Below are 23,757 nucleotides of genomic sequence, written 5' to 3' on the forward strand. Positions count from 1 at the left end.
ATTATATATTAGAACTTAAATAGTTTATCCACATCAACAGACAAGCCAACCTGCAGGTTCATGCCATCTGTCAATGGGCAATTCAAATAGTAATACTCTGGTTTATAATTGAAGAGGTTATCCAAGGCAACACTCAACTTCACACTCTTGCTGAATCGCTGTACAACAGCGAGCTTAAAGAGCGCGTATGCAGGGTAATGAATGGTGCGGATTCCCTTCGAGATGTCGTAATAATCAACGAACTCTTGATTGTCTACTGATGATAAGAAGCGACCATCAAGTCCTATATTCAGCCCATAGTTCTTCACAAACTGATGATCCCAATCAATATGTCCCGTCATTGCGTGCTTGCGAGCAGGGATGTATTGGTTATTCACCGAGTTATTGTTCTTATCCTTTGGTAGGTGTTCATTGGTATAAGCATAAGACAGACGTGCGGTAAAACCATTCGACCATCTCGCTTGTGCCGTAGCCTCTCCTCCACTCACAGAGTAGTTTCCGAGGTTAAGATAAGGTAGATGAGGAATAAGGTCAGAAGCACTCTTATAGAAAGGAGCACCAGTAGCGAGTTTATCCTTAATCCTATTGTAGTAAGCCGTAAGAGTGAAGTTGTAATGCCCATGTGTATAGTCAGTAGACAGGGAGAAGTTATGACTTACCTCTGGTTTCAAGGCTGGATTTCCTTCCACAATCCATATTCCTGCCATATCAAAGTTATAGTATTTCTCCTTTAACGTTGGTGCTCTGAAGCCCATACCATAGCTAAGACGGAGATTAAGATTGTGTATTGGCTGGTAACGAAGGCTTATCTTTGGTGTCACGCGAGAGATATGTCCATCCGAGAAGTAGTCGTAACGCAATGCTCCAACAGCCTCCCATTGCTCGTTAATGTTCCAGTCATATTGCGTAAAAGCATCAAAGGAATTTTGCTTGCGGGTGCGTCCTTCAAGGTTCACATTCAATAAGTAGTCGTGCATATAATCGGCACCCACGGATAGAACATCGCCTCCTTTGAGGTTGTGGTTATAGAGTAATCGGAAGCTATTCTGCACGTTGGAATAGTCGCGCACATCGATCTTTGCGATTCGTTGATAGTCCGACTTGTCATATTGATCGAATGCGTATGTAAGCTCAAAGTTATCCGATTCGGTCGGAGTCCATACTCCTCTAAGTCCGCCAGAGAAGTCTCTATATCGTTCTGGTGTCTCTGTTGTACGTACAAGCTGGCGATAGAAGTAACCCGCCCTACCTGTTATTGAGAACTTATCAGTAGGTGTATAAGACAGTTGCTCCTTAATGTTCCAAGTTGCATCTCCATATATCGTGGACACGACACGAGTAATAGGATGGTCGCCATTCTGCACATTGTAATTATCCGACTTGTTCCTATTTACGGTCAAGAGGTTGCTCCACTTCCCTTGTTTCAACTGCCACGACAAGCCGTAACGTTGCTCGTTATGCTTGCCAAAGCGCATATTCAGATTGAGAGAGCACGGCTGCATCTTCTTCTTAGTGATAATATTGATAACTCCACCAGCCGCATTCGAGCCATAAAGAGCAGATGATGCTCCAACAATCTCAATGTGATCTACGTTGTCCATCAGTAATCTCGTGAAGTCAACATCATCCATCGTCTCACCTGCAAGACGTTCACCATCAACAAGAATCAATACACTTTGTCCACCAAATCCCGACACGTTCATGTGTACTTGTTGGTTCATTGCATAGGAAAACTCAACACCTGGCATTACCTGTTGCAATAGGTCGCGCAGATTGGTAGCATCGGTCTTTGCAATATCATCTGATGTAATGATTTTCGTCAAGACAGGCGTGTTTGCGAGTAGCTTTGGTGTACGCGTACCCGTGACAACAACCTGTTCTAACTCGTAAGACTTATAGATGGAGTCGTTCACCTCATCTGCCCATAACGCCGAAGGAAGTGTAACGAGCAAAACTGATAATAGAATGGTTTTTCGTTTCATAACCTATTATATAAGGTCTCATTGCCCCTCTCATTGCCACACAATAGTATGGGAAAGGGCAGATGTATTGCTTAATAAGGATATTTGTAATTGATGGTCAACCAACATTTAGTTCCTCCCGTATTCATATAGTTCACCAACTGTAGGGCTGCATACTTCCCATTCTTCAATCGCAGGATGTACACATTGCTCTTCATTGTAAAGGCTGGCGGCATAGGGGGGATATCAAGTCGAAGCCATGAAGATAACACCTTATTAATAGTTATCCCTTGGCATCCTATCAAACTCAGGAGCATTTGTGACTGATCGAACCAGACCTCATTTTCGCTCCATTCATCCGTTTGGAAGTTTGCACCGAGGAAGTCTATGCTGCTCTTCGGAAGCTCACTCATCGACTTATAGTTGGTTTCCAACACTGCACCCCCATTTGTTCTCACATTGTTACGATGGAAGGCAAGACTCCATGAAGGCGGCTCTGGTTGTGCATCAGTAGCTTTAAACGAACGCTTCTCATTGACGGCTATCCCCTTTCCGAATACATCGAACCAATAAGTATAGATTCCTGTCTGCCCGTTTGAGGTACCAGTAGACAAGGAGGAAGGAATATGATAAGGTGTAAAATGGCTCTGTGCCTTCAGCAATCCGACGGTATCTTTTTTCTCAATATACGCCTGTAACGAGTCAAAATCAACGTAATACCAGTCCTTCCAACCTGTGGCATCAACCAATAACTGCCCTTCCATAATCGTTGGAGAAGCTGGCGCATCATCGTATATACCATCAAAAAGACCATTGCAGGCGGTCGCCGTCAACATGACGGCAACACCTGCAACCACATTATATATATGTCTACGGAGATTCATTGTGTCCCGTTTAAACTTATTGCTTAGCCCCAACAAAAGTGCCATAGATGGTCATTGGCATTGTTCCCATCTGATAGTTATTGCTGACCTTCAGCTTTCCATCAGCTTCTTTAGTGATTGTAACCTTGCAAACATCCTTATCAAAGGTGTACTCCTGATCCTTTGTAACATTACCAGAACCATCGATTACTTTAAAATGGAACTTGATATTGTCATCCTTATAAGCTTTCACAAAAGCCTTCTTAGTCGCATCATAAGGGATATTAGGGATAGTGTAAGTTCCCAAATAGAGGTTTCCCATCATTGTATTCTTATATGTTACCGCAGGAACTATCAAGTTGATGGTACCATCTTCATTGTCTGTTATCTGATAAGTAACCTCTTCTTCTGTAGAATAACTAAATACAATGGCTACCGAGATTTTGTCTGTTCCTTTGTAACTACCTACGAACTGGTCAGCTACTGACGCTGGTGCAAACTGTACACTCTGTATCTCATCAGCTCTAAAAGTTACCTTTGAGCCATCTGTCTTATTGATTACTACCTTCTGTGCCTGTACTGCCACAGCACTTAAAAGTGATACGATTACTAAAGTAAAGAACTTCTTCATTGATTGATAAATTTAAATGTCTTGGTTAATGATTTTACTATAAACACGCCCTTCTGACCATCGAATGGAACCTCGGCGACGCCATTTTGATTCACAACAGCACTACCGACAAGCTGCCCATTGATGGTATAGACGCTCACACGAGTGCCCGCTTTCAGTCCCTCTCCTCGTACCGAGAAGTTGGTAAAAGAGAACACTGCATTAGACTGTTCAGCCCCGACTGTATTGATACCAGTAGGCTGATCGGTGAAAGTAAAGCTAAGGAAATCCGTTAAAGGATATTCCACTGTTTTGCTACCAGCCGTCAAGACAAGATGATCTGACGTAAAGGTAACCGTTGGTTTGTCTGTGAGAGCAAAGGTCGTAGCCTTTCCGTCTTTGTCAGTTACTTTCACATAATCAGCCGCGGAAGCAGAGACTGCTCCCCACGTAGCCAACAATGCGATAGCAAGTGACCTGCATAAAGTTTTAATTCTCATGTTATTGACATTGTTAATATTAGTTTCTAACTGGTTGCAAAGTTAGCTTATATATGTCAACAACACAATACCAACATATTATGATTTTTATTAGTTCGATTTAAGTTAGCACTTGCCTTTGTTTCATCTCCAAGTACTTATTAATAACATCTACGCTGAGACGCTCTGGAGTCGTTAGTATGCTATAGATGCCATGTTGGTGCAGTGTAGACACAATGAGGCGTTTCTCGTATGTAAACTTCTCTGCAATGACATGTTGATAATACTCTTCTATGGAGCGCTTAGGCGTTTGGATGTAATCATTCATCTCACTATCTTCAAAGAAGACTACGAGCACACGATGCCAACGACTTAGTAGTTTCAGATAAGAGAGTTGCCTGTTAAGAGCTGTCATACCTGAGAAGTTCGTATAGACAACGAACAGACTTCGCTTGCTAACTTGCTTTCGCACGTTGACACAAAGGTTACTGAAGTCGCTCTCTCCAAAGTCGGTTTCTTGCATATAAAGCGCATCCAACAATCGTTGCATTTGTCCCGTGCGGCGCGAGGGGGCTACGAATGTGTCCATCTTATCGGTGAATGTAATCAGACCAGCCTTATCGTCACGGTGCATAACAACGTAAGATAGCACCAAGGCGGCATTTATGCTATAATCAAGTAAGGTCATTCCACGGAACGACTGCTGCATGACTCGCCCCTTATCAATGACGGAAAACACTTGTTGCGAACGTTCGTCACGATAGACATTCACCATGAGTTCATGCTTCCGAGCACTTGCTTTCCAGTTGATAGCACGATACTCATCACCTTGCACATAATCTTTTATCTGTTCAAATTCGGTATTATTTCCGATACGTCGAATCCGCTTGATACCCATCTCGGTAAGGTTATTGCTCATCGCAAGCAATTCGTATCGGTTCAACATCAGATAGGAAGGATAGACCTTCACGTCCTTTGCATTGCCCAAGCTATATCTGCGCTCCACAAGTCCTATGATGGTGCGTGCAAAACAACGAATCCGCCCAAAGGAATAAACTCCTCGCTTCACAGGAGTGAGCGTGTAACGAATTTCATCCTCGCCCTTTGCAGCAAGCCGGAGAGTGTATTGTATGTCTCGACGTTGGAACACTTTAGGAGCCTCATCAATGACAGTGAGCCATACAGGGAAGGTGTATTCGCTTGCTAAACGGAGTTTTATCACATTCTCATCGCCGTTAGAAAACCTATCCGCACAGCTCCGTTCCGCTGTTATCGCACGCCGATGATAGAGCATGAAAGCATCTATAAGGAGGGTAAAGACGAAGACGAACAACAGAATCTTAGCCGCCGTGAAGAGGAAGGGATAGACATATCCCAACCCACAAAGCAGTGTCAAGCACGCAAAGATGATATAAAATCGCTTGGTAAGGAACATTTACTCTATATCTAAGAGAATTAGTTAGCAATTGTGCGAAGCCTCCGCACCAATAGTGCGAGGTTGTGTAACCATTTGTGCGAAGCATTCGCACACATATAAGTCATTATATTTACTCATACGTATCAGCGTTCTGACCCGTATGGGTCAGCATTGTGACCCGTATAGGTCAGCATCGTGACCCGTATGGGTCAACACTGCGAACCGTATGGGTGATTAGCCTTACACATAAAACAAGGCTCTCTCTATGTTGGGATCACTTAGGGACTTCCACCTTATCTATCAACTTCTGCGCTACTTTCAACGCTGTGTAGCCCTCCATTTCAGCCTCAGCGGTAAGGAGGAGACGGTGTTGAAGGATGTTAGGAGTAACGAATTTGATGTCTTCCGGCGTCACAAAGTCACGTCCGGAGAGCATGGCGTATGCCTTAGAAGCATTGAGCATCGCAACAGCAGCACGTGGACTGGCTCCGAGATAGACTGCCTTTGACATGCGTGTCTGCTGTACGATGGATGCAATATAGCGTAGGAGGCTATCTTCAATGTACACTTCTTGCAACTGCTGACGCATGTTTAGAAGCTCACGAACGCTTAATAAGGGTTGAATATCATCCAGTTTGACAAGCTTTCTATTCTCTTGATGATGCTGCAAGACGCTTACCTCTTCTTCAAGCGTGGGATAACTCATGCGAATCTTAAATAGGAAACGATCTAATTGAGCCTCTGGTAGACGGTAAGTTCCCTCTTGCTCCACCGGATTCTGCGTCGCTATGATCGTGTAAAGGTCGTTCATACGATGCGAAACACCATCGATTGTGACCTGTCTCTCCTCCATTACCTCGAAAAGAGCAGCCTGTGTCTTAGCTGGGGCACGGTTAATTTCGTCAACAAGTACCATCTCTGCGAACACAGGTCCTTGATGGAAGTCGAACTCGGAGGTCTTCATATTAAACACCGTCGTGCCTAATACATCACTTGGCATTAGGTCTGGCGTAAACTGAATACGGCTGAAACGTGCGTCAATGAGGCGTGAGACTAATCGAGCTAACAGGGTTTTTGCCACTCCGGGGACGCCTTCAATCAGCACATGACCGTCTGCAAGGATGGCTGTTAATAGCAAGTCGACAGCCTCCTGTTGCCCAACAATCACATTGCCGATAGCCTTCTTTAATTGTGTAATCTTCTCACTGAAGTCCTGAAGATCAGTTCTCTCTGCTTTATTCTCTTCCATCTTGTTGGTGTATTGTTCGTTAGTTTTATTATTAATTAGTCCTTCCATAAAGATTAAAGGTTATTGATGATGGTGTCTAATCCGTCTATCGTCTCTTGCAATCGTCTATCGGGTAAGGTCGTATCTGCCTCTATGTAGCGTTTTACCTTATCCAATATCATGCGCACTTCGGCTTCCGGCATACCTGTTCGGAGAGCTAATTGGGTTATATTCTCTCGTCTCGACTCTTCATCATCAACATCTATTAGCAGCTGCCGACGCACTGTCTCTGCAAAATAACTATACTTCTTCTGTAACAAGTCGCGGTTTTCATGCTTCTGATAATAGAGTGTTCCGATGAGTTTCACAAACTCCAACGACTTGTTTTCGGGCTGTTTTACCACAGGGATCACCCTTTGGCGACGTCGAGCATAGAACACGCAGAACAACAGCAAACCTAACAATGTGAGATAGACACACCATCTGAGTGGCGCATTTTGCAGCCAGTAACGGAGTGGACTCTCCTTGTTTATCTCGTTCTTAGGCGCATACGCATCTGTACGTGTTACTGGTAAGCCACGGAATTGGGACATCGCACGGAATAAGAGTCCGTTTATCTCGGGGTCAAGTACGCCATAGTTGGTCCATAGGAGTGGGTCACATGAGAGGAACAACTCGCCCTTCCCCCACTTAATTCGTATGAGTCGTGCCTGCCAATAACCGCCTATCTTGTCAGCATACTCATCATCATCTACGTCGCAAGAAACGTCTGTTGTATCTACATCCGCACCAATAGAACGTTGGAAAGCACATAACAATGTATCACATTGGACACCCTCATTTACCTCAATCCCATAGCCTGACATTGATGTATAGACCTGATAAGTATGAGGCGTATAAGGCTTCACAGCATTCCAATAGAGGGTATCCATCGGGATTTGATAGTCTGATAACGACTTCTTCACCCACTGGGGAAGGAAGGTATCTCTACCTGATACCGCCACACCAAAGTTTATTTTCGAGGAGTCACAAGCGAAGTCTGAGGTTACAATGAGCACTTTGTTCCCTGCTTTTAACAACCTACTCAACGCTCTCCTATCGGTTTCTGTTGGCTTAAACGCCAATGCCTGCACTAAAATAGCATGTGGTTTCTTATCATATCCATCACGTTCTAACTGCGCAAAAGTCTTATTCGTCACATGGTAACCAGCAGGGATTGACTTCTGCATAAGCGTGTCAAAGACCGCACAACCAAAGGGCTGACCGTCGTAATGACCGAAAGTTGGTCTCCAAACAAACTTTGCCGGAGCATTAAACTCCATCACTAAGACAAAGAGGAGGAAAACTACTATACCTAATAAGAACTTCTTATTCATGCAAGCTGTCTCCTTTCTCAATCTCAACTTCTATACTGAGTAGCTCGCTGACAAGCTCTTCCGAAGCCTCATAATTACCATATCTCACACGCATGAAAGCATTAGTCATACGCTGGAAGTCGGTCGACAAGAACTCACGTGTGTATTGCGTTGGTGTCTTATAAAGCTGCCAATTAATCTTATGATGGTCTGCCAGCCAACGAAGTGTGCGCAGATACACCATTCGTATAGCCTTATAATAATCCTTTTGAGCCATCGCCTTGGTATATTCTACATCAAAGTTGACACCGTAGATATTGTCTTCTTCAGCATCAACACTGCTCACCTTACCTGTACGATGGAATAGCTTCGCACGGTAACGGTACATTAGAAAGGCGATAAAAGCCGCCACGACAATGGCTAAACCTATATAGATATAGAAACGAACATCGCCTTTCCCATTCGGAGAGAACAGCTCCGATATCCACTTCATCAGCTTATTCATCAGCCAATCCCATAGATCTAACTCTGGAGCTTGTAGCTCTTTCGCATAGTTATACGCCTCATCAACGCGGTATTGATGTAGTAAAGCTGTATCGCAAGAGAGCGTGTCGGACAAGGCTTGTAACATATCAGAAGGATTTAACTAACCGTATTATAGCTTATCAAAGTCGTCTATATCGGAATCTTTCTCTGCCAGTTGTTCAAAGTTCTGGATGCCTTCTTCAACTGAAACTCCATCTACTTCCTCTGCAACACTACCATAGTGGAAGGCAAGCGCAACGACAGTTAATGACATTGCTAAATATGTTCCAAAGTTCATGATAACCGAGAAGATGTATTCGATGAAGTTGTAGATTGGAGAACTAACAACCGATGTTGCTCCTTCATTCGTTGCAGAGATAAAGACCTTCGCAAGGTACATGAAGTACCAAGGTAACGTCGTTACCATCTGGAGGAAATTCTCCACAATACCCATAAGAAGCAGCAATCCAATCAAAGACCAGAAGGAATGAACACCTAATCTCCACCCACGACGAATGGAGCTAAAGACGTTCTCATCATCTTCGAATATATATACTGGCCATGAGAGATAGGCTGGGACAAAGGCAACTAACAGTCCGATAATGACCAAAAAGAATAGTCCAATACCAATAAGGACATTAGGGAATTGGTCATTCGAGGTCACTTCAAAGAAGATAAAAGCAAAGAGTCCAAGGATAATGGTGATGACCACCCATGCAACCGCAAACACTAAGGCTAAGAGGAAGGAGCGTTTCATACTCTGAATGATGAGTGGCTTGAGGTCACGCAAGGTCACTCCTTGCAAGCGAGTGGGGCTTCCATTATAATACCTTATCAATGAGAAGCAGATTGAAGAGAGTAAGATAGAACCGAGAACAAGGCAGACTATCAATATAAGATAGGACAGACCCGTATTCACTAATAGGCTTCCTAAAGCTCCATCTGAATCTGCATTATCAACAGCAACAGCCAAATTGTTATCTACAGCAACAGAGGTTAACCACTCTAAAGCGAATGCCTGAAGCAGACAAAGGGGTAAGACAAGATAAAAACAAGCCTTTAACCATAGCTTATAGTTCTCTTTTAAGAAATCGAAAGTTGCTGTGAACTTCTGTCCAAAGGTACGTACTCTATACAAGTCAACCTTGGGTCTCTCTACTTGAATGCGCATGTTTATTACGTTTATAAGGTAAGTATATAAAATAAAAGATTACGAATACTAATGAAAGGAGGATGATGCTTAACCGCACATAGTTGTTGATTTCGGTGTGCCGAGTGATGAAGCTCTCTATAAAACCAGCCACTATGAAGAGCGGAACAGTACCTACAATGATCTTCATGCCACGCTTTGCACCTCGTTGGAAGCTCACTAAGCGTGAGTAAGTGTCAGGGAATAGCCATCCATTACCCATTGCCAAGCCTGCAGCACCAGCCACCACGATGGATGAAAGTTCTAAGGTTCCATGCAACATCGTGGTTAGTAAGCATTCAGATAACAATCCGTGCTGATAGAAGAAGGTATCGAAACAACCCACCATAACACCATTTTGGAACAAGGAATAGCCTGGCATGAAGCTCGTCAGTACGCCCATAGCAAATATATAGAACGATACCATGATGTTATTAAGCGTTATTCCGATGAACATACCCCCCTCTTCTTCACTTCCATAAATGCCCATCGGCTTTCCTTGTGCTATGTTCTCGAGCATCTGATCCATGTATCCATCACCAAGAATGAGCCTTGGGAAAGATTCATCACCCAGTGTTGAGACGACTCCAATGAGCACACTTATCATGAAGATAGCGAATGACAGGAATAATAATCGGCGTTCTTTCCACATCACATCAGGTACCTCTTGCGTCCAAAAGGTGATCATTCGTTTCCATTTCTCACGCTTATTGCGATAGATCTCATTATGAAGTGCAGATGAAAGGTTGTTTAGATAGATTGTAATTCGTGATGTTGGATAATGTGTTTGAGTAAAGGCAAGATCGCTTGTAAGGTCTGTGTAGGCATCAGCCAAGCGGTCAGGCATTACCGAGTTGATGTTATCCACCAACGCTTCTATTGCTTTCCACTTCTCAATGTTATTACGTATGAAAAGGATTTCCTTCATTATCTCTTTTATAGGTAATGGTGATTAATTCTACCAACTGCCCACAAAAGTAGAGTTTTTTTCCTATATTTGCAACTGAAATAACCAATTTGTTACGAAGAGAATGTCGGAATCCAACATCGTTACAGGGCAATATGTGCAAATCAACCAATCGCCAGCAAGCATTGGCGAACGCATGCTTGCACAGATGATTGACGCTTTTATCCTATTCGTTTACGCCTTTGGTATGGGGCTACTAATATATAATACAGAGGCTCTGAATTATAAACTACAATTATACTTGGCGTTCTTTGTTTTCATGTCAGTGCTCTTCTATCCCTTTTATATGGAACTCTTCAACCATGGACAGAGCCTCGGAAAGATGATTACGCACATCCGTGTGGTGAAGAAAGACGGTACGACGCCTGGTATTGGCGACTTCTTCATGCGCTGGTTATTGCAGTTTATTGACATAGGGTTCTCTTTCTTAGGTGTAGCTGTTATCCTTTTGACCAAGAACTCACAGCGTTTAGGCGACTTAGCAGCCCACACTATGGTGATAAAAATCAATAATTACCATAAGATCCAAGTCTCTCTTGACGAGTTCTCATACCTTGATCGCAACTATAAACCCGTCTATCCACAGGCAGAAGACCTTTCGCTCAATCAGATAGAGGTTATTCAACGCACGCTCAATGCCGACTATGGACCTGATAGAGAGCGTCGAATTGCCACCTTAGCACCTAAAGTTCGGGAACATTTAGGCATCTCTGACACCAGAACGGGTAATGAGAAATTCCTTTATACCATTATCCGTGACTATCAACACTATAGTCTTGAGATGGTTTAAACACCTATTATAATCAGGTAAGGAACCGAATGATTCTTATACAGAACAGTGTTGGTTCTTAGAGACGAATAGAGAAGAATGCACCCATGAGAGCATCTATCAAAAGTAAATTAATGGCTATCAGCACTGCAATAGCCTATCCGCCCATCCATTTAAAACGCCAAGAAGTGGCAAAGGAGATACGTGGGAAGTGGGCAATCGTTACGGGTGCATCCCACGGGATAGGGCGTGCTCTGACTGAGGAATTAATCTCTTTGGGGGCAAACATCTTTCTTCTTGCACGCAGTGAAACGGAGTTACAAATACTCTGTGCAAAGGCGAGGGAGCAAGGGTGCCATGCCGATTATTGTGCGATAGACCTCCGTGATAGGGAGCAACTCGACCGTCTCTGTCAAAAGCTACGCAAGGATATGCCGCAAGTGGACTATCTTTTCTGCAATGCAGGCAAATCCATTCATCGCAATATCGCACTGGCAATAGACCGATTGCACGATTATGACCGCACAATGGACCTCAATTATCGATCCTTTGTGGCGTTATCACTCGCATTGTTACCTGCCTTGCAAACGAATAAAGGGCATATCGTTTACTCATCCTCCGTAAGTTCTCTCTATCCAATGGCACTAGGTTGGTCGGCTTATCACGCCTCCAAAGCTGCCGCCAACGCATGGCTTGACACGGCAAGGATAGAGTTAAAGAAGTTAGGGGTGCGTGTTCATGTGGCTTACCTGCCCTTGGTTCACACACAGATGTCGGATGTTAACGGGCAATATCGTAATCTTCCAGCTTACAATCCAGCTGATGCTGCTAAGATTCTCTTGCGCCTCTGCTTAGGAAAGAAGTATTGTTACCAACCTTGGTGGGCTATTCTCTCTGTTCCCATTGCGCGTGTCATTGCTCCTGTTATCCGTCTTTTCTATCAGAAACTATGAAGAGCAAAACATTAAAAAACCTCTTTCTCATTCTTTATCGACTACATATTCTTTCGCCAAAAGGATTATTCTACTGGGCAAAATACTTGCTTTCAGAAGGAATGAGTTTGATGGCTCTGCTCCGTTTCTCCGCTCACTTCTATCCAAATCGCTGTGCGATAAAGGACGAGGAACAATCTCTAACGTATCAAGAAACATACGAGAAGGCAAAAACACTGGCTCAACTGCTCTATACACAATACCAACTACGCCCCAAGATGAACGTTGCTCTCTTAGGACGTAACAGCCTCATCCTGTCCTTACTGCTCCCTGCTCTCTCCCGAATAGGTGCTCATATCACTTTGTTAAACACTGATATGCCACAAGATCAGCTTTTAGAATATCTGAGAAAACGTCATTATCAACTCTTCATATATGATAAAGAACTGATAGAAGAGCCTCAACTATTAGCATGCAAAGCCATAATAACAGAGGAACTCCACCACCTTATTATATATAGAGACCATCACGAAGAAAAACAAAAGCTCCCTCGTATGCGCCGCGGAAGGAACATTATCATTCATACGGGCGGTTCGAGTGGTAATTACAAGGCTGTGGCTCGGCGTCCAGCGATCACCTCTTTCCTACCACCCCTCATCGCTCTGCTCCACAAAATAGGGATTAATCAATATGACAGTGTGCTCATCTCTTTACCTTTCTATCATGGTTTCGGTCTTGCCACACTCATTGTTTCACTCTTAATGGGTAAGAAGATCTGTCTACAAAGGCGTTTCCTCGTGCAAGAAACACTATCCATTATTCAGAACGAACGCATTGAAGTAATGCCCATCGTACCTGCTATGCTTTCAAGACTATGGCTGGTAGAAGGAGCAAAAAGCCAAATGGAAAGCCTAAAATGCCTCATCTGTGGGGGAGACAGACTTTCAAAGCAGCTCATCAAAACTACTCATCAACAACTGGGGGATGTTCTTTACAATCTCTATGGCACTTCTGAAGCGGGCTTCTTCTTACTTGCTACTCCACAAGAGTTGGCTGCTTTCGACGAAACAACGCTTGGGAAAGCGATATGGGGAGTAAGATGTAAGATTAAGGAAGCGAACGAGGAGCATGTTGGTGAACTATGGGTGCAATCGAGTTGGGCTATGGCTGGACGTAAGAACCAATGGCAAAGCACTGGAGACTTGGTCTTTCAGAATCTCGATGGGTACTATTTTTATCGAGGCAGAACCGACCGAATGGTGGTATGTGGCGGTGAGAACGTCCACCCAGAACACATAGAACAGGTGCTACTTGCCCACCCCTCCATCATTGCAGTACGTGTCTTTGCTGTCTCACATCCACTCTTTGGCAATGTGATACAGGCTGAAGTTGAATGTGCCCCAGTCTCATCCTTAACAGAGAAAGAACTCCTCGCATGGCTCAAGCCCCAACTCTCACGTGCGGAAACGCCACATGGTATAACCTTCCAAACCATCGGAATGCTATCAACTGGTAAACAAAAAGCATTGAAAACTTAATATTCTCATCAACAAAATTTGCCCTTCTTTTATAAAAAAGACCTATATAAGTTTCCTATATAAGAAACTTTTAGTATCTTTGTAACATCAAATAACCTGAATATGAACGATTATTTCAAACTCTTATTAGCACAAGAAGCAGAAGAGTTTCTATATTCACTCCCTGTTATGGCAAGGCGGAAAATGATGTATAACATACGCCGCATCCAAGAAGGAGAACGTAATAAAGAGCTCTTCAAGAAGTTAGAAAACTCAGAGATATGGGAGTTTCGAACACTATATAACAAACTTGCTTATCGCTTATTCGCCTTTTGGGATAAAGAAGAAGAGACCTTAATCATTGCAACTCATGGTATTATAAAAAAGACACAGAAGACTCCTCTTAAAGAAATCACTAAGGCAGAGAGACTAAGACAGGAATATTTTAATAATAAGAAAACAAAAACAAGATGATGAAACTAAAAGACTTTGATATAGTACAAGACGAGTTATTAGGCAAAAAAGGCACTCCAGAACGAGATGCATTTGAGAAAGATGTAGCAGAGGCAGTGCAGGCTTATAAGATTGGAGAGGCTATCAAAATGGCTAGAAAAGCTCAAAATCTAACGCAAGAAGAGCTTGGTTATCGCGTAGGTGTGCAGAAGGCACAGATTTCCAGACTAGAGAAAGGCAAAAGCATAACCTTCAGTACGCTTGCAAAAGTGTTCAAAGCAATGAACATACCAGCATCTTTAGATATGGGATCTATCGGTAAGATTGCTCTTTGGTAATGTGTCTTTATTAAGCCGAGAAGGCTTTCCTGTATAGGAGCAGAGGCTTTCCTCCATTTGAAGAGGGCGTTTCCTTAATGTGAAGAGAGCCTTTCCTCACATCAAGGAAACGCCCTCTTTAAATGGAGAAGAGCATTATCTATCTAGCTTCCGTTAGGCGCTCCTCCCCTTAGGGGAGGCTGGGTGGGGTTATTAGAGGGGGCTGGGTGGGGTTTCAGGAAGCACCACCACCCCCTCTTGTTTCTTACCATCCATCATGATCTTAAGCGGTTTTTGGAAACGAACATGGCGTACCCATTGCGTTTCCTCAACAGCTGGAAGAGCATCAAGAACGCTCCGTTGATAGAAACCATCAGCCTTATAAGGATTGATAGTGAAATAACCTACACCAAAGGAAGTAAGGTTTTGGAAGAAATGAGTGCCTTGGCTCGGGTCAACACGATAATGTTCTAATCCCTCTTCAACGATGATTCGAGCTGCAGAAATATGCGACCACTTCACCGGAATACCCAACCATGGATCACTAGAACCCCATCGGCCGGGACCAATAAGGATGTAGTTAAGGTGCTGATCGAGGAACTTCTGGTTGATTCGCTCAATATCATTAGCGATCAAAGGGTTATCTTTCGCAGTGAAAGATGCCCCCGTCTTGACATAAACAACATCCTTCACGTCATCCGATATACCATGTCCAAGGGAATTATTACTACGTAAGAGACACTGTTCATCAGGTATAGAAGAGAGGTTCTCATCTAATCGTTGCTTTGAATCAACAATAGGTCTGATCTGAAGAAGATACAATTCTCCTGTCTTATCAGCATTTAGATTGACTGCAAACTCTATCTCCACAGGGCGTCGCATGGCATCAGCTCCATAACGCATAGCCATCTGTAACAACTCTGGTAATGGGAAAACTCCCTGTTGAAGAACACCACAGCAGGATATAATCTTCCGTCCTTCATAAAGCCCCTCATAGATGGTTTCGTCATCAACCGAATAAGTAGAAGCAATGTAAAGGAGGCTTCCGTCAGCTTCAGCATCTTTGAGATTGAGTTTGAGGATATTAAACCCATCATCCACTTTAAAGTCTTCCCCCACATGATGCATATCGAGCGCATAGAATTGAGTTTGGGTCTCTCGGAGGGCTAACTTCAGTTCACTTAGCTGTAACACTTGGTGTGGATGATACGGACAAACACGTAAGGTTTGACCGCCATCAACGATATATTTGCCTAAACCTAAGGCTAAAGAGGCGATTCCCTCTTCGGCTTTCTCATCACCAATAGGATAATAGTTTAGGGAACGGAGAACGCCCGAAAGATTAGGATAGAATCGATTGTCATATTGTTTCCCTACCACTTGCTGCAAGATAACCGCCATCTTCTCTTGATCGATGACATTACTTGTTGCGGTCATATAGGCTTTAGAGTCTCGATAATAAACAGAGGCATATACCGCCTTAATAGCGCATGCCAACATGCGTAACATTTCGTATTTATCCTCTAAATAAGGTATCATATAAGTGGAATAAATACCTGCGAATGGTTGGTAATGGCTATCTTCCAACAACGAACTGGATCGAACGGCAATAGGCGAACGAGTCGCTTCGAAGAAGGCGAAGAAGTCGCCTATAAACTCATCAGGGAGTTGTGCCTGAAGGAAAGCATGGAGTATTTCGTCATCGTTGGCATCGCTTAGTGCAATTTGATAAAGGTTGTTTCTCTCCATAAAACTATCGAAGACATCCGTACAGAGAACGACAGTCTTAGGGATTTGAACCTTTGCATTCGGAAACTGGTTGAAGTCGGGATGACGCTTGATAACATTATCCAAGAAAGCTAAACCGCGCCCCTTGCCTCCTAACGAGCCATCACCTATACGTGCAAAGTGAGCATATTGGTCGAATTTATGCCGATCGAAGAGGGCGACAACACCTTCATTTCGCATGCGCCGATAGGCTACTATGGCGTCAAAGATAATCTTTCGGTGCATATCAACATCTTGCAACTTATGCCAAGTGATGTCTTTTAAGAAGGAGGAAACGGGGAATATGGCACGAGCAGACAGCCAACGACTCACATGATTACGTGAGATATGATAGAGCATGGAGTCTTTTGGTATCTTAAAGATGTTGTCTTGTAAGTCTTTTAGGTTACGGATGCGCATGACCTCTGCACGTGTTTCGGGATTACGGAAGATGAAGTCACCAAAACCCATGTGCTCTTCAAGAAGATGACGGAGGTCAACACTCATCTTCTTAGAGTTCTTATCAACAAAGCGGAAGCCTTCGTTTTCTGCTTTCTCACGGTTATCACTCTCCGAACTCTCTATGATTAAGGGTAGATACTCATCCTCTTGATGAATGGCACGGAGCAACTTTAGTCCGGCTTCAGGGTCTTTGATGGTATGAATTGGCTGTCCCATGGTTGATTGTATGCCCTCTTCTCCATCACTAAGAGGGAATCGCATGTCGGAAATAACACCTAAGCAATTATCCTTATAACGCTGATAAACATCCCAGGCTTCCTTATAATTGCGGGCAAGAACAACCTTCGGGCGACCACGTTGACGCAAGGAAGCATCGTGCCGAGTCAATGCTTCAGTTGCAAAGTTTTGACTTTGAGTAAGGATATAACTATATAAGTTAGGTAGAATAGACGAATAGAAACGGATGGAATCTTCGACAAGTAAAATCATCTGAACGCCTACTTCACGAATATCATGCTCTATGTTCATCTTATCCTCCATTAACTTAATGATGGAAAGAATTAGGTTTGTATTGCCTAACCAACAGAACACATAATCAAAGATACTTAGGTCTTCATGTTCTATTCGCTTCGTTATGCCATGCGAGAAAGGCGTGAGAACAACGCAATGGATGTCTGAAAACTCTGCTTTCACAGCTCTTGCCACATCGAAAGCATCATTATCTGCATTACCAGGCATACATATTACAAGGTCAATATCTACTGTATTCAACACTCGAGAAGCCTCTTCAATAGTCGAAACTTGCGTAAACGTAGGCGGATAACGCAACCCCAGCTCCATATACTCATTATAGATCTTCTCTTCAACACGCCCATCATCCTCTAACATAAACGCATCGTAGGGGTTAGCCACAATCAGAACGTTGTAGATACGACGCATCATAAGGTTGACAAAACTTACATCTTTTAGGTAAAAGTTGCTCCACTGCACTGGTAGTTGCTCTTTCATCGACTGGAAACTTAATTTTCTACAAAAATACGAAATAAACACAAGCCATCCTATCTTTTAGTTACTTAATTGATATATTTTATATTACTTTGCACGCTCGACATGCCTTTGACTTCCCCACGGGGATGTCAAAAAGAAAGGAGCAAACAAAAGTTTTTCGATTTTCATTTGGTCGTTTGATAGAATTTGGATATATTTGCTGCACCATTCTAACCGAATGATACTAACTAACATAAACAAATAAAGTCAATTTACTATGGAAGTCGAAAAAATCATGCAAGCACTGGAACAGAAGCATCCAGGCGAGTCAGAGTATCTACAGGCAGTACGTGAAGTGCTCGTCTCTGTACAGGATGTTTACAACCAGCACCCAGAGTTTGAACGTGCAAGCATCATCGAACGTATCGTTGAGCCTGAGCGTATCATCACATTCCGCGTACCTTGGGTAGATGATCAAGGTAAAGTGCAAGTGAACTTGGGTTATCGTGTTCAATTCAATGGTGCTATTGGACCTTATAAGGGTGGTCTGCGTTTCCACGCATCAGTAAACCTTAGCATCTTGAAGTTCCTCGGTTTCGAGCAAACATTTAAGAATGCGCTAACCACATTACCTATGGGTGGTGGCAAGGGAGGTTCTGACTTCTCTCCACGAGGAAAGAGTGATGCCGAAATCATGCGCTTCTGCCAAGCTTTCATGAATGAGTTATATCGTCACATCGGCCCTGATGAGGATGTACCAGCTGGTGACATCGGTGTTGGTGGACGTGAGATTGGTTATCTCTTTGGGCAGTATCGTAAGTTAACCCATCAATTCCAAGGAATGCTCACAGGTAAGGGCAGAGAATGGGGTGGCTCTATCTTACGTCCAGAAGCAACTGGTTATGGTGCGCTCTATTTTGTTCATCAAATGATGGAGACACACGGACTTGACATCAAGGGTAAGACCGTTGCTCTCTCTGGATTTGGTAATGTGGCTTGGGGTGCCGCTAAGAAGGCAACAGAACTCGGTGCAAAGGTTATCACATTGAGTGGTCCTGATGGTTACATCTACGATCCAGATGGCATTAGTGGTGATAAGATTGAATACATGCTCGAGCTTCGCAACAGCGGTAACGATGTTTGTGAGCCATACGCAGAGAAGTATCCTGGAGCACAATTCTTCAAAGGTCGCAAACCTTGGGAACAGAAGGCAGACATCTATTTGCCATGTGCTACACAGAACGAGCTAAATGGTGAAGACGCTGATAAGATCTTAGCTTATAAGCCATTGTGTGTTGCTGAGGTCTCAAATATGGGCTGTACTGCTGAAGCTGCAGATAAGTTCACAGAAGCTAAACAGCTCTTTGCTCCTGGCAAGGCTGTTAATGCAGGTGGTGTGGCTACATCAGGTCTTGAGATGTCACAGAACTCTCTCCGTCTCTCTTGGAGTCCGGAAGAGGTTGATCAGAAGCTCCACTACATCATGAGCTCTATCCATGAGCAGTGTGTGAAGTATGGTAAGCAAGCTGATGGTCACATTGACTATATTAAGGGCGCAAATATTGCAGGCTTTATGAAAGTAGCGAAAGCTATGCTTGCACAAGGCGTCGTATAAATAAAACCAGTTATTCCTCCCCCTCTATTTCATCTTTATAGATGAGAGAGGGAAACAAACTACTAAGAGAAGGCTGGTTTATTAATTGATTATTTATGAATAGATTCAGACTTTTCTTAGTAGTTCTTTTATCACTACTAAGTAGTATTAAACTGACAGCACAATCTTCGCTGCCAGATGGCAAAGCATCTTATTATAGTAACGGACTACATGGTCGCAGGATGAGTAATGGTGAACTCTATGATAAGAATGCCTTTACTTGTGCACACCGAACCCTTCCTTTTGGAACAAGATTAAAGGTTACAAACCCAAGGAATGGTAAATCTGTGATTGTAAGAGTTACCGACCGCGGTCCTTTCGTGCGTGGTCGAATTGTAGACTTATCCTATGCTGCTGCTCGTGAACTAGGTACTTTGGCTATGGGCGTGGCTTATGTTAAGGTAGAAGTTGTACCCAAAGAAACAGAAATACCATTCATGAAAGAGTCTAAAGGTATTGAGATGCCAGAAATAGAATATGGTACTGCGGGCATTTGTTACGAGTTTATACCCGAATGGGAAAAGCAAGAAGAGGATAAGCCAAAGGATATTGAACGTAAAGTTGATACACGAATGGATCGTAAACACATCACACAACAGGTGAAAAACGAAAAGGCGCAGGGTGCAGAAGCACGTAAGAACGTCCAGACTTCAACAGGTCGTTCTGCGACACAAGAAGCAAAGCCAAAAGGAGGAAATCCTGCCACTCGCACGACACAATCATCAAATAATCAACAGCAGACTATACAACAGAGGAAAGCTAATGCACAACAAAATAAGCAGAACACACAAAACCAGAATACAAAGAATGGCTCTAGCAGTAGCTGGACAAACTTCTTTAAACGTATCAAAGATGGGGTAACAGGATTGTTTGAGTAAGCATTAGATTCTAAAAGAATTGATTTTTCTTATTTCAAAGAGGCAAATACCATAAAACAATAGAGACAGACACCTTTACCCATCCGCTTCATATTGATAGAGGATTGATAAAAATCAACTGGGATAGACACCATCGCGCCTACCCCAGTACCTGTCGTTTCAAAGCTAATTATCAGGTGTTAGTCAAATATCACAATATATATATTCAATCAACCGTATGATCTATTTACTTGTCTTAATGTTAAATTCCGTCACTTTGCTTATACTCTTCTGACCTTGTAAGACCGTTACTGCAAAAGTCGCCATACCTGCCTTAATCCGCTTATCGGCTTTCACAATCGCAGTGTAACGAACGCCCTTGCCAGGAGCAATACTTTCTATATGAACTGAAGGACTAATGTAAATATGTCGATTACCGCTTGTTTCCAACACTGATGGTTGTACATCCGTGATAGGCTTATCACTGCGATTCATCACCTCAAAGATAATCTTACCAACTTCATTGCGTGATAAAACTCCATCCTGATTATCATCAACAAAACGAGCATTTACAACTTCAATGTTTGGAGCATATTGATAATTGCCAGCCAACCGCTCTACACTCGATTCTGAAGGAGCCTTACTCTTTGGTTGAGCCGCACTATAATCTCCCGTGTAATCACTTCCTTGAAAATCATAGAGACGATCATCGCCAGAGTTAGAAGCATCAAACCCACTACTATCTACACGATTTGGAACAGCATAATCGTCAGTCTGGTTATAGTTCCCAGAAGTAGAACGTGCCTGTTTCTCACGTGCCTTACGCTGCTGAACCTTCTCATAATGATCATGAACATCATCTTTAGCACGCTGATCAGCCTTCTGCCCCATCGCAGCACCTATCACAGCTCCACCAGCCATACCAACGATTGTTCCTATATCTGAACCTCGACCGCCACCAGCAATTCCACCGATAGCACTTCCTAAAATACTACCTAACGAACCACCAGACATCGCTCCAGAACCAGCGTATGTTCCACAACTATTCAACAAGATGGCAGCAGAGATTGGGAGGATAAATAACTTCTTCATACTTGCCTGTTATTTTATGTTTGCAAAAGTAAGAATTACATTATAGTTCAGCAAAGACATTTCCCTACTTGATGAGGGGAAAACCCTAAAAATTCTAAATAGTTTATCCATCCTTCTGATTGTCAAAACATAAGAGATACATTTTTTATTATGATTCTATTGGAAGATATAGCATCAGATGATCAAACGCAATATAACGTTTACCAGCCCAAATGATAATGCCAATAGCATCATTCAACGTACAGTTTCTTAACTCTTCATGCTCAGAAACAGAAACTTTATACGACTTTCCATTCTCATCTTTTACAGAGATAAAATCTGGTGTTATAGCTTCCAATTCTTGATAGAAAGTATAGGAATAGGCTGCAAAATCATTTACCACCTCCATTCCCTTTTCTGTTGGAGGCATCCAATCACCTTTTGCACGTGTCAATTGCATCGGACGAAACCACGACACATCCATCATAAACGATTCAAATGCTATCTTCGTTGGTTTATCCCCTCCCCAAAAAACAAAGTGTGGATAGGTGATATCATCCTTTGATAACTTGTCGTTATTCAACCACTGCAAGACAGAACGAGGATGCTGCACACAGGCATAATCCTCACCATTACTAAAGAAATTGACAGAAAACTCCTGCTGATGTATCTTTCCAGTCTCTGTCTCCTTCTGAAAATAATGATAGAAAACATATCCTGTCACAGTTTCTTCCACTCTCCAATAATCAGGATGCTGCTCGCTATGATGCTCACCCAGCCAGTAACCGTCAAGTTCTGGATAAACTTGATTCCACTGCTCACGCCGTCCAGTCTCTGCAACCTGCTCTGCACTTGCAAGAATTGACAGATTGCAAAGTACATCAGCCGTAAACTTAACCAATCGAATACGTGTCAGCTTCTCTTCCGAGTCTTTTAAAGCCTTATGAAAGAGTGTCATCCTTGGCGTTTGTACAAAAAGAATATTACGATGACATACGCGCAGAAAGAAGTTATAAACCTGCTCGTATTTTACCTTCATCTGCTTCGCATCCCCTTGTCGAGTATCAAAAGACGAAGGCAATACGCCAAGCAACATCAACAACAAAACCGCAAGGCAATAAGTATCTTCTTCCTGCAAACGCAGAAGAAGTTCCCTCATCTTCGCATCTTGCTTATCTGTTATCTCATCATCAAAAACACAAACATTGATGATTTGCTCACAACATTCTATCCTCACACCCTCTTCTTCATCCTCATGCAAAGGCTTATACCTCTCCATAAACTTTGCAGCTTGTACATAAGCGTCTAACAAGCCATTAAGAATAATGCCCGTTTCGTCATACCATTCACGCTCCAACTCGTGAAATACGGCTCTGCGTAAAAAGGCATCTTTCCCTCCAATACGACCAAAGGAATTATTTCCACTGCCCGATTTTCCTATATATTTCCACAGCTCTTCACCACTATTATATAATAGTCTAAGCCGATACACAGCATTTAGTTTTGCCTTTATTGCCTCGTCTTCAGTATCAGTCATAACAGACTTTTCACACGTCTTAGCTATCTCAGTACTTAAGTTGATAGTCTTATCGTCTATATTCATATCTTTCATTCTTAGCTTTGTCATCTTCTATCTGCCTACAAATACTGCACAGATACAAGTCCTGTCAAACGTTTTCTGTTATTAACACCACTTTTCAACCTCAATCTGTAAAGAAGATTCCGAAGTTCTTTCCTACAAAATTGAGTTCCCCTTTCTTCATATATTACTAATCGCAGCACTTAAGCTACTCTTCCGCAAAAATACAAATTAATTCCTTTGTGCCTCTCACGAAGATACATTTATTTTGCAAACAGAAACAAAAACTTAATGAATTATGAACAAAACAACATTTATCTTAACGCTTGGTATTACATTACTCTGTAGCACTACCTTACTCACAACTACCAGTTAAATTGAGTTTTTCTGTTCATAGAGGAGTAAATAGTTCCTACTTTTCAAATATGTTTTATTAACTTGTGATAGTACAACTCATTCCCTACAAAGAAATTGCTTCCTTCACAACAAGACAGAGAATTATAATTTAACGTGAGTTCGACGAATTATAAATGTCTATAAATTTGGTGATTAGCGAAATTTGTTGTAACTTTAAGGAGCTAATATACAAACAGTTACAAACAAAAATCGCTATGATCACCGAGGACAAAGTTACTGAAATATTTTGTATGGCAGATGACTTCTGCAAGTTTTTTGATGCAATGACAGCAAAATATACGCTAAAACCTACAGGAAAAAGGAAATATCATCGAAATTCTACAATGTCAAAGGCAGAAGTTATGCTGATAATAATCCTTTTCCACGATTCTGGTTATCGTT

General features: G+C 42.6%; 20 protein-coding genes and 1 pseudogene. 8 read left to right on the forward strand and 13 right to left on the reverse strand.

Annotated elements, in window-relative coordinates; translation table 11 throughout:
• Positions 1–8: 8 nt before the first annotated feature.
• The 10 genes from D464_RS0104795 to D464_RS0104840 all read right to left on the reverse strand — a co-directional run bounded on the left by D464_RS0104795 (position 9) and on the right by D464_RS0104840 (position 10,555).
• A complete protein-coding gene (locus tag D464_RS0104795) occupies positions 9–1,982 on the reverse strand; it encodes a TonB-dependent receptor plug domain-containing protein (RefSeq protein ID WP_018910385.1) in 1,974 nt (657 codons plus the stop codon).
• A gap of 71 nt (positions 1,983–2,053) precedes the next feature.
• Complete coding sequence (locus D464_RS0104800) at positions 2,054–2,845, reverse strand: HmuY family protein (RefSeq protein ID WP_018910386.1); 792 nt, start codon at positions 2,843–2,845, stop codon at positions 2,054–2,056.
• A gap of 16 nt (positions 2,846–2,861) precedes the next feature.
• Positions 2,862–3,455, reverse strand: coding sequence for a calycin-like domain-containing protein (locus D464_RS0104805; RefSeq protein WP_004383871.1), 594 nt, complete (start codon positions 3,453–3,455; stop codon positions 2,862–2,864).
• Positions 3,452–3,934 carry a hypothetical protein gene (locus D464_RS0104810; RefSeq protein WP_018910387.1) on the reverse strand — a complete coding sequence of 161 codons (483 nt, stop codon included), beginning with the start codon at positions 3,932–3,934 and terminating at the stop codon, positions 3,452–3,454. The genes D464_RS0104805 and D464_RS0104810 overlap by 4 nt, the downstream gene beginning before the upstream one ends.
• Positions 3,935–4,034: 100 nt before the next feature.
• Positions 4,035–5,348 carry a DUF58 domain-containing protein gene (locus D464_RS0104815; RefSeq protein WP_018910388.1) on the reverse strand — a complete coding sequence of 438 codons (1,314 nt, stop codon included), beginning with the start codon at positions 5,346–5,348 and terminating at the stop codon, positions 4,035–4,037.
• Positions 5,349–5,604: 256 nt separating this feature from the next.
• Positions 5,605–6,579 carry an AAA family ATPase gene (locus D464_RS0104820; protein ID WP_024985769.1) on the reverse strand — a complete coding sequence of 325 codons (975 nt, stop codon included), beginning with the start codon at positions 6,577–6,579 and terminating at the stop codon, positions 5,605–5,607.
• A gap of 53 nt (positions 6,580–6,632) precedes the next feature.
• Positions 6,633–7,934 (reverse strand): DUF4350 domain-containing protein, encoded by a 1,302-nt coding sequence (locus tag D464_RS0104825; RefSeq protein WP_018910390.1) that lies wholly within the window; start codon positions 7,932–7,934, stop codon positions 6,633–6,635.
• Entirely contained in the window at positions 7,927–8,544 is a 618-nt protein-coding gene (locus tag D464_RS0104830) for a DUF4129 domain-containing protein (protein ID WP_018910391.1), read from the reverse strand. Before D464_RS0104830 ends, D464_RS0104825 begins: the two co-directional genes overlap by 8 nt.
• Positions 8,545–8,568: 24 nt before the next feature.
• The gene (locus D464_RS0104835) at positions 8,569–9,609 is read right to left on the reverse strand and encodes a hypothetical protein (RefSeq protein WP_018910392.1); all 1,041 of its coding nucleotides are present in this window, start codon (positions 9,607–9,609) and stop codon (positions 8,569–8,571) included.
• Positions 9,578–10,555 carry a stage II sporulation protein M gene (locus D464_RS0104840; protein WP_018910393.1) on the reverse strand — a complete coding sequence of 326 codons (978 nt, stop codon included), beginning with the start codon at positions 10,553–10,555 and terminating at the stop codon, positions 9,578–9,580. Before D464_RS0104840 ends, D464_RS0104835 begins: the two co-directional genes overlap by 32 nt.
• A 103-nt stretch (positions 10,556–10,658) precedes the next feature.
• Between D464_RS0104840 and D464_RS0104845 the strand changes: the two genes are divergently transcribed.
• The 5 genes from D464_RS0104845 (at position 10,659) to D464_RS0104865 (ending at position 14,603) form a co-directional block, all read left to right on the forward strand.
• On the forward strand, positions 10,659–11,384 hold the full coding sequence (locus D464_RS0104845; RefSeq protein ID WP_018910394.1) for an RDD family protein: 726 nt from the start codon (positions 10,659–10,661) through the stop codon (positions 11,382–11,384).
• Between the two features lie 86 nt (positions 11,385–11,470).
• Complete coding sequence (locus D464_RS0104850; protein ID WP_018910395.1) at positions 11,471–12,316, forward strand: SDR family NAD(P)-dependent oxidoreductase; 846 nt, start codon at positions 11,471–11,473, stop codon at positions 12,314–12,316.
• Complete coding sequence (locus D464_RS0104855; protein ID WP_018910396.1) at positions 12,313–13,833, forward strand: class I adenylate-forming enzyme family protein; 1,521 nt, start codon at positions 12,313–12,315, stop codon at positions 13,831–13,833. The genes D464_RS0104850 and D464_RS0104855 overlap by 4 nt, the downstream gene beginning before the upstream one ends.
• Positions 13,834–13,935: 102 nt before the next feature.
• A complete protein-coding gene (locus D464_RS0104860; RefSeq protein ID WP_018910397.1) occupies positions 13,936–14,286 on the forward strand; it encodes a type II toxin-antitoxin system RelE/ParE family toxin in 351 nt (116 codons plus the stop codon).
• On the forward strand, positions 14,283–14,603 hold the full coding sequence (locus D464_RS0104865; RefSeq protein ID WP_018910398.1) for a helix-turn-helix domain-containing protein: 321 nt from the start codon (positions 14,283–14,285) through the stop codon (positions 14,601–14,603). The genes D464_RS0104860 and D464_RS0104865 overlap by 4 nt, the downstream gene beginning before the upstream one ends.
• Before the next feature lie 192 nt (positions 14,604–14,795).
• On the opposite strand, the gene D464_RS0104870 is transcribed toward D464_RS0104865, so the two are convergent.
• On the reverse strand, positions 14,796–17,819 hold the full coding sequence (locus D464_RS0104870) for a PEP/pyruvate-binding domain-containing protein (RefSeq protein WP_018910399.1): 3,024 nt from the start codon (positions 17,817–17,819) through the stop codon (positions 14,796–14,798).
• 256 nt (positions 17,820–18,075) lie between these two features.
• Here D464_RS0104870 and gdhA point away from each other — a divergent pair, with 256 nt between their 5' ends.
• Entirely contained in the window at positions 18,076–19,413 is a 1,338-nt protein-coding gene (gdhA, locus tag D464_RS0104875) for an NADP-specific glutamate dehydrogenase (protein WP_018910400.1), read from the forward strand.
• A gap of 95 nt (positions 19,414–19,508) precedes the next feature.
• Positions 19,509–20,330 carry a septal ring lytic transglycosylase RlpA family protein gene (locus tag D464_RS0104880; protein WP_018910401.1) on the forward strand — a complete coding sequence of 274 codons (822 nt, stop codon included), beginning with the start codon at positions 19,509–19,511 and terminating at the stop codon, positions 20,328–20,330.
• 222 nt (positions 20,331–20,552) lie between these two features.
• Here D464_RS0104880 and D464_RS0104885 read toward each other — a convergent pair whose 3' ends face one another.
• Complete coding sequence (locus D464_RS0104885) at positions 20,553–21,401, reverse strand: hypothetical protein (RefSeq protein WP_018910402.1); 849 nt, start codon at positions 21,399–21,401, stop codon at positions 20,553–20,555.
• A 148-nt stretch (positions 21,402–21,549) separates the two neighbouring features.
• Positions 21,550–23,007, reverse strand: a complete 1,458-nt coding sequence (locus D464_RS0104890; RefSeq protein ID WP_154649581.1) for a hypothetical protein — start codon at positions 23,005–23,007, stop codon at positions 21,550–21,552.
• 563 nt (positions 23,008–23,570) lie between these two features.
• Here D464_RS0104890 and D464_RS13825 point away from each other — a divergent pair.
• A pseudogene (locus D464_RS13825) lies at positions 23,571–23,757 on the forward strand (IS982 family transposase); the annotation flags it as partial.

Source organism: Prevotella veroralis DSM 19559 = JCM 6290, assembly GCF_000377625.1.
GTDB lineage: Bacteria > Bacteroidota > Bacteroidia > Bacteroidales > Bacteroidaceae > Prevotella > Prevotella veroralis.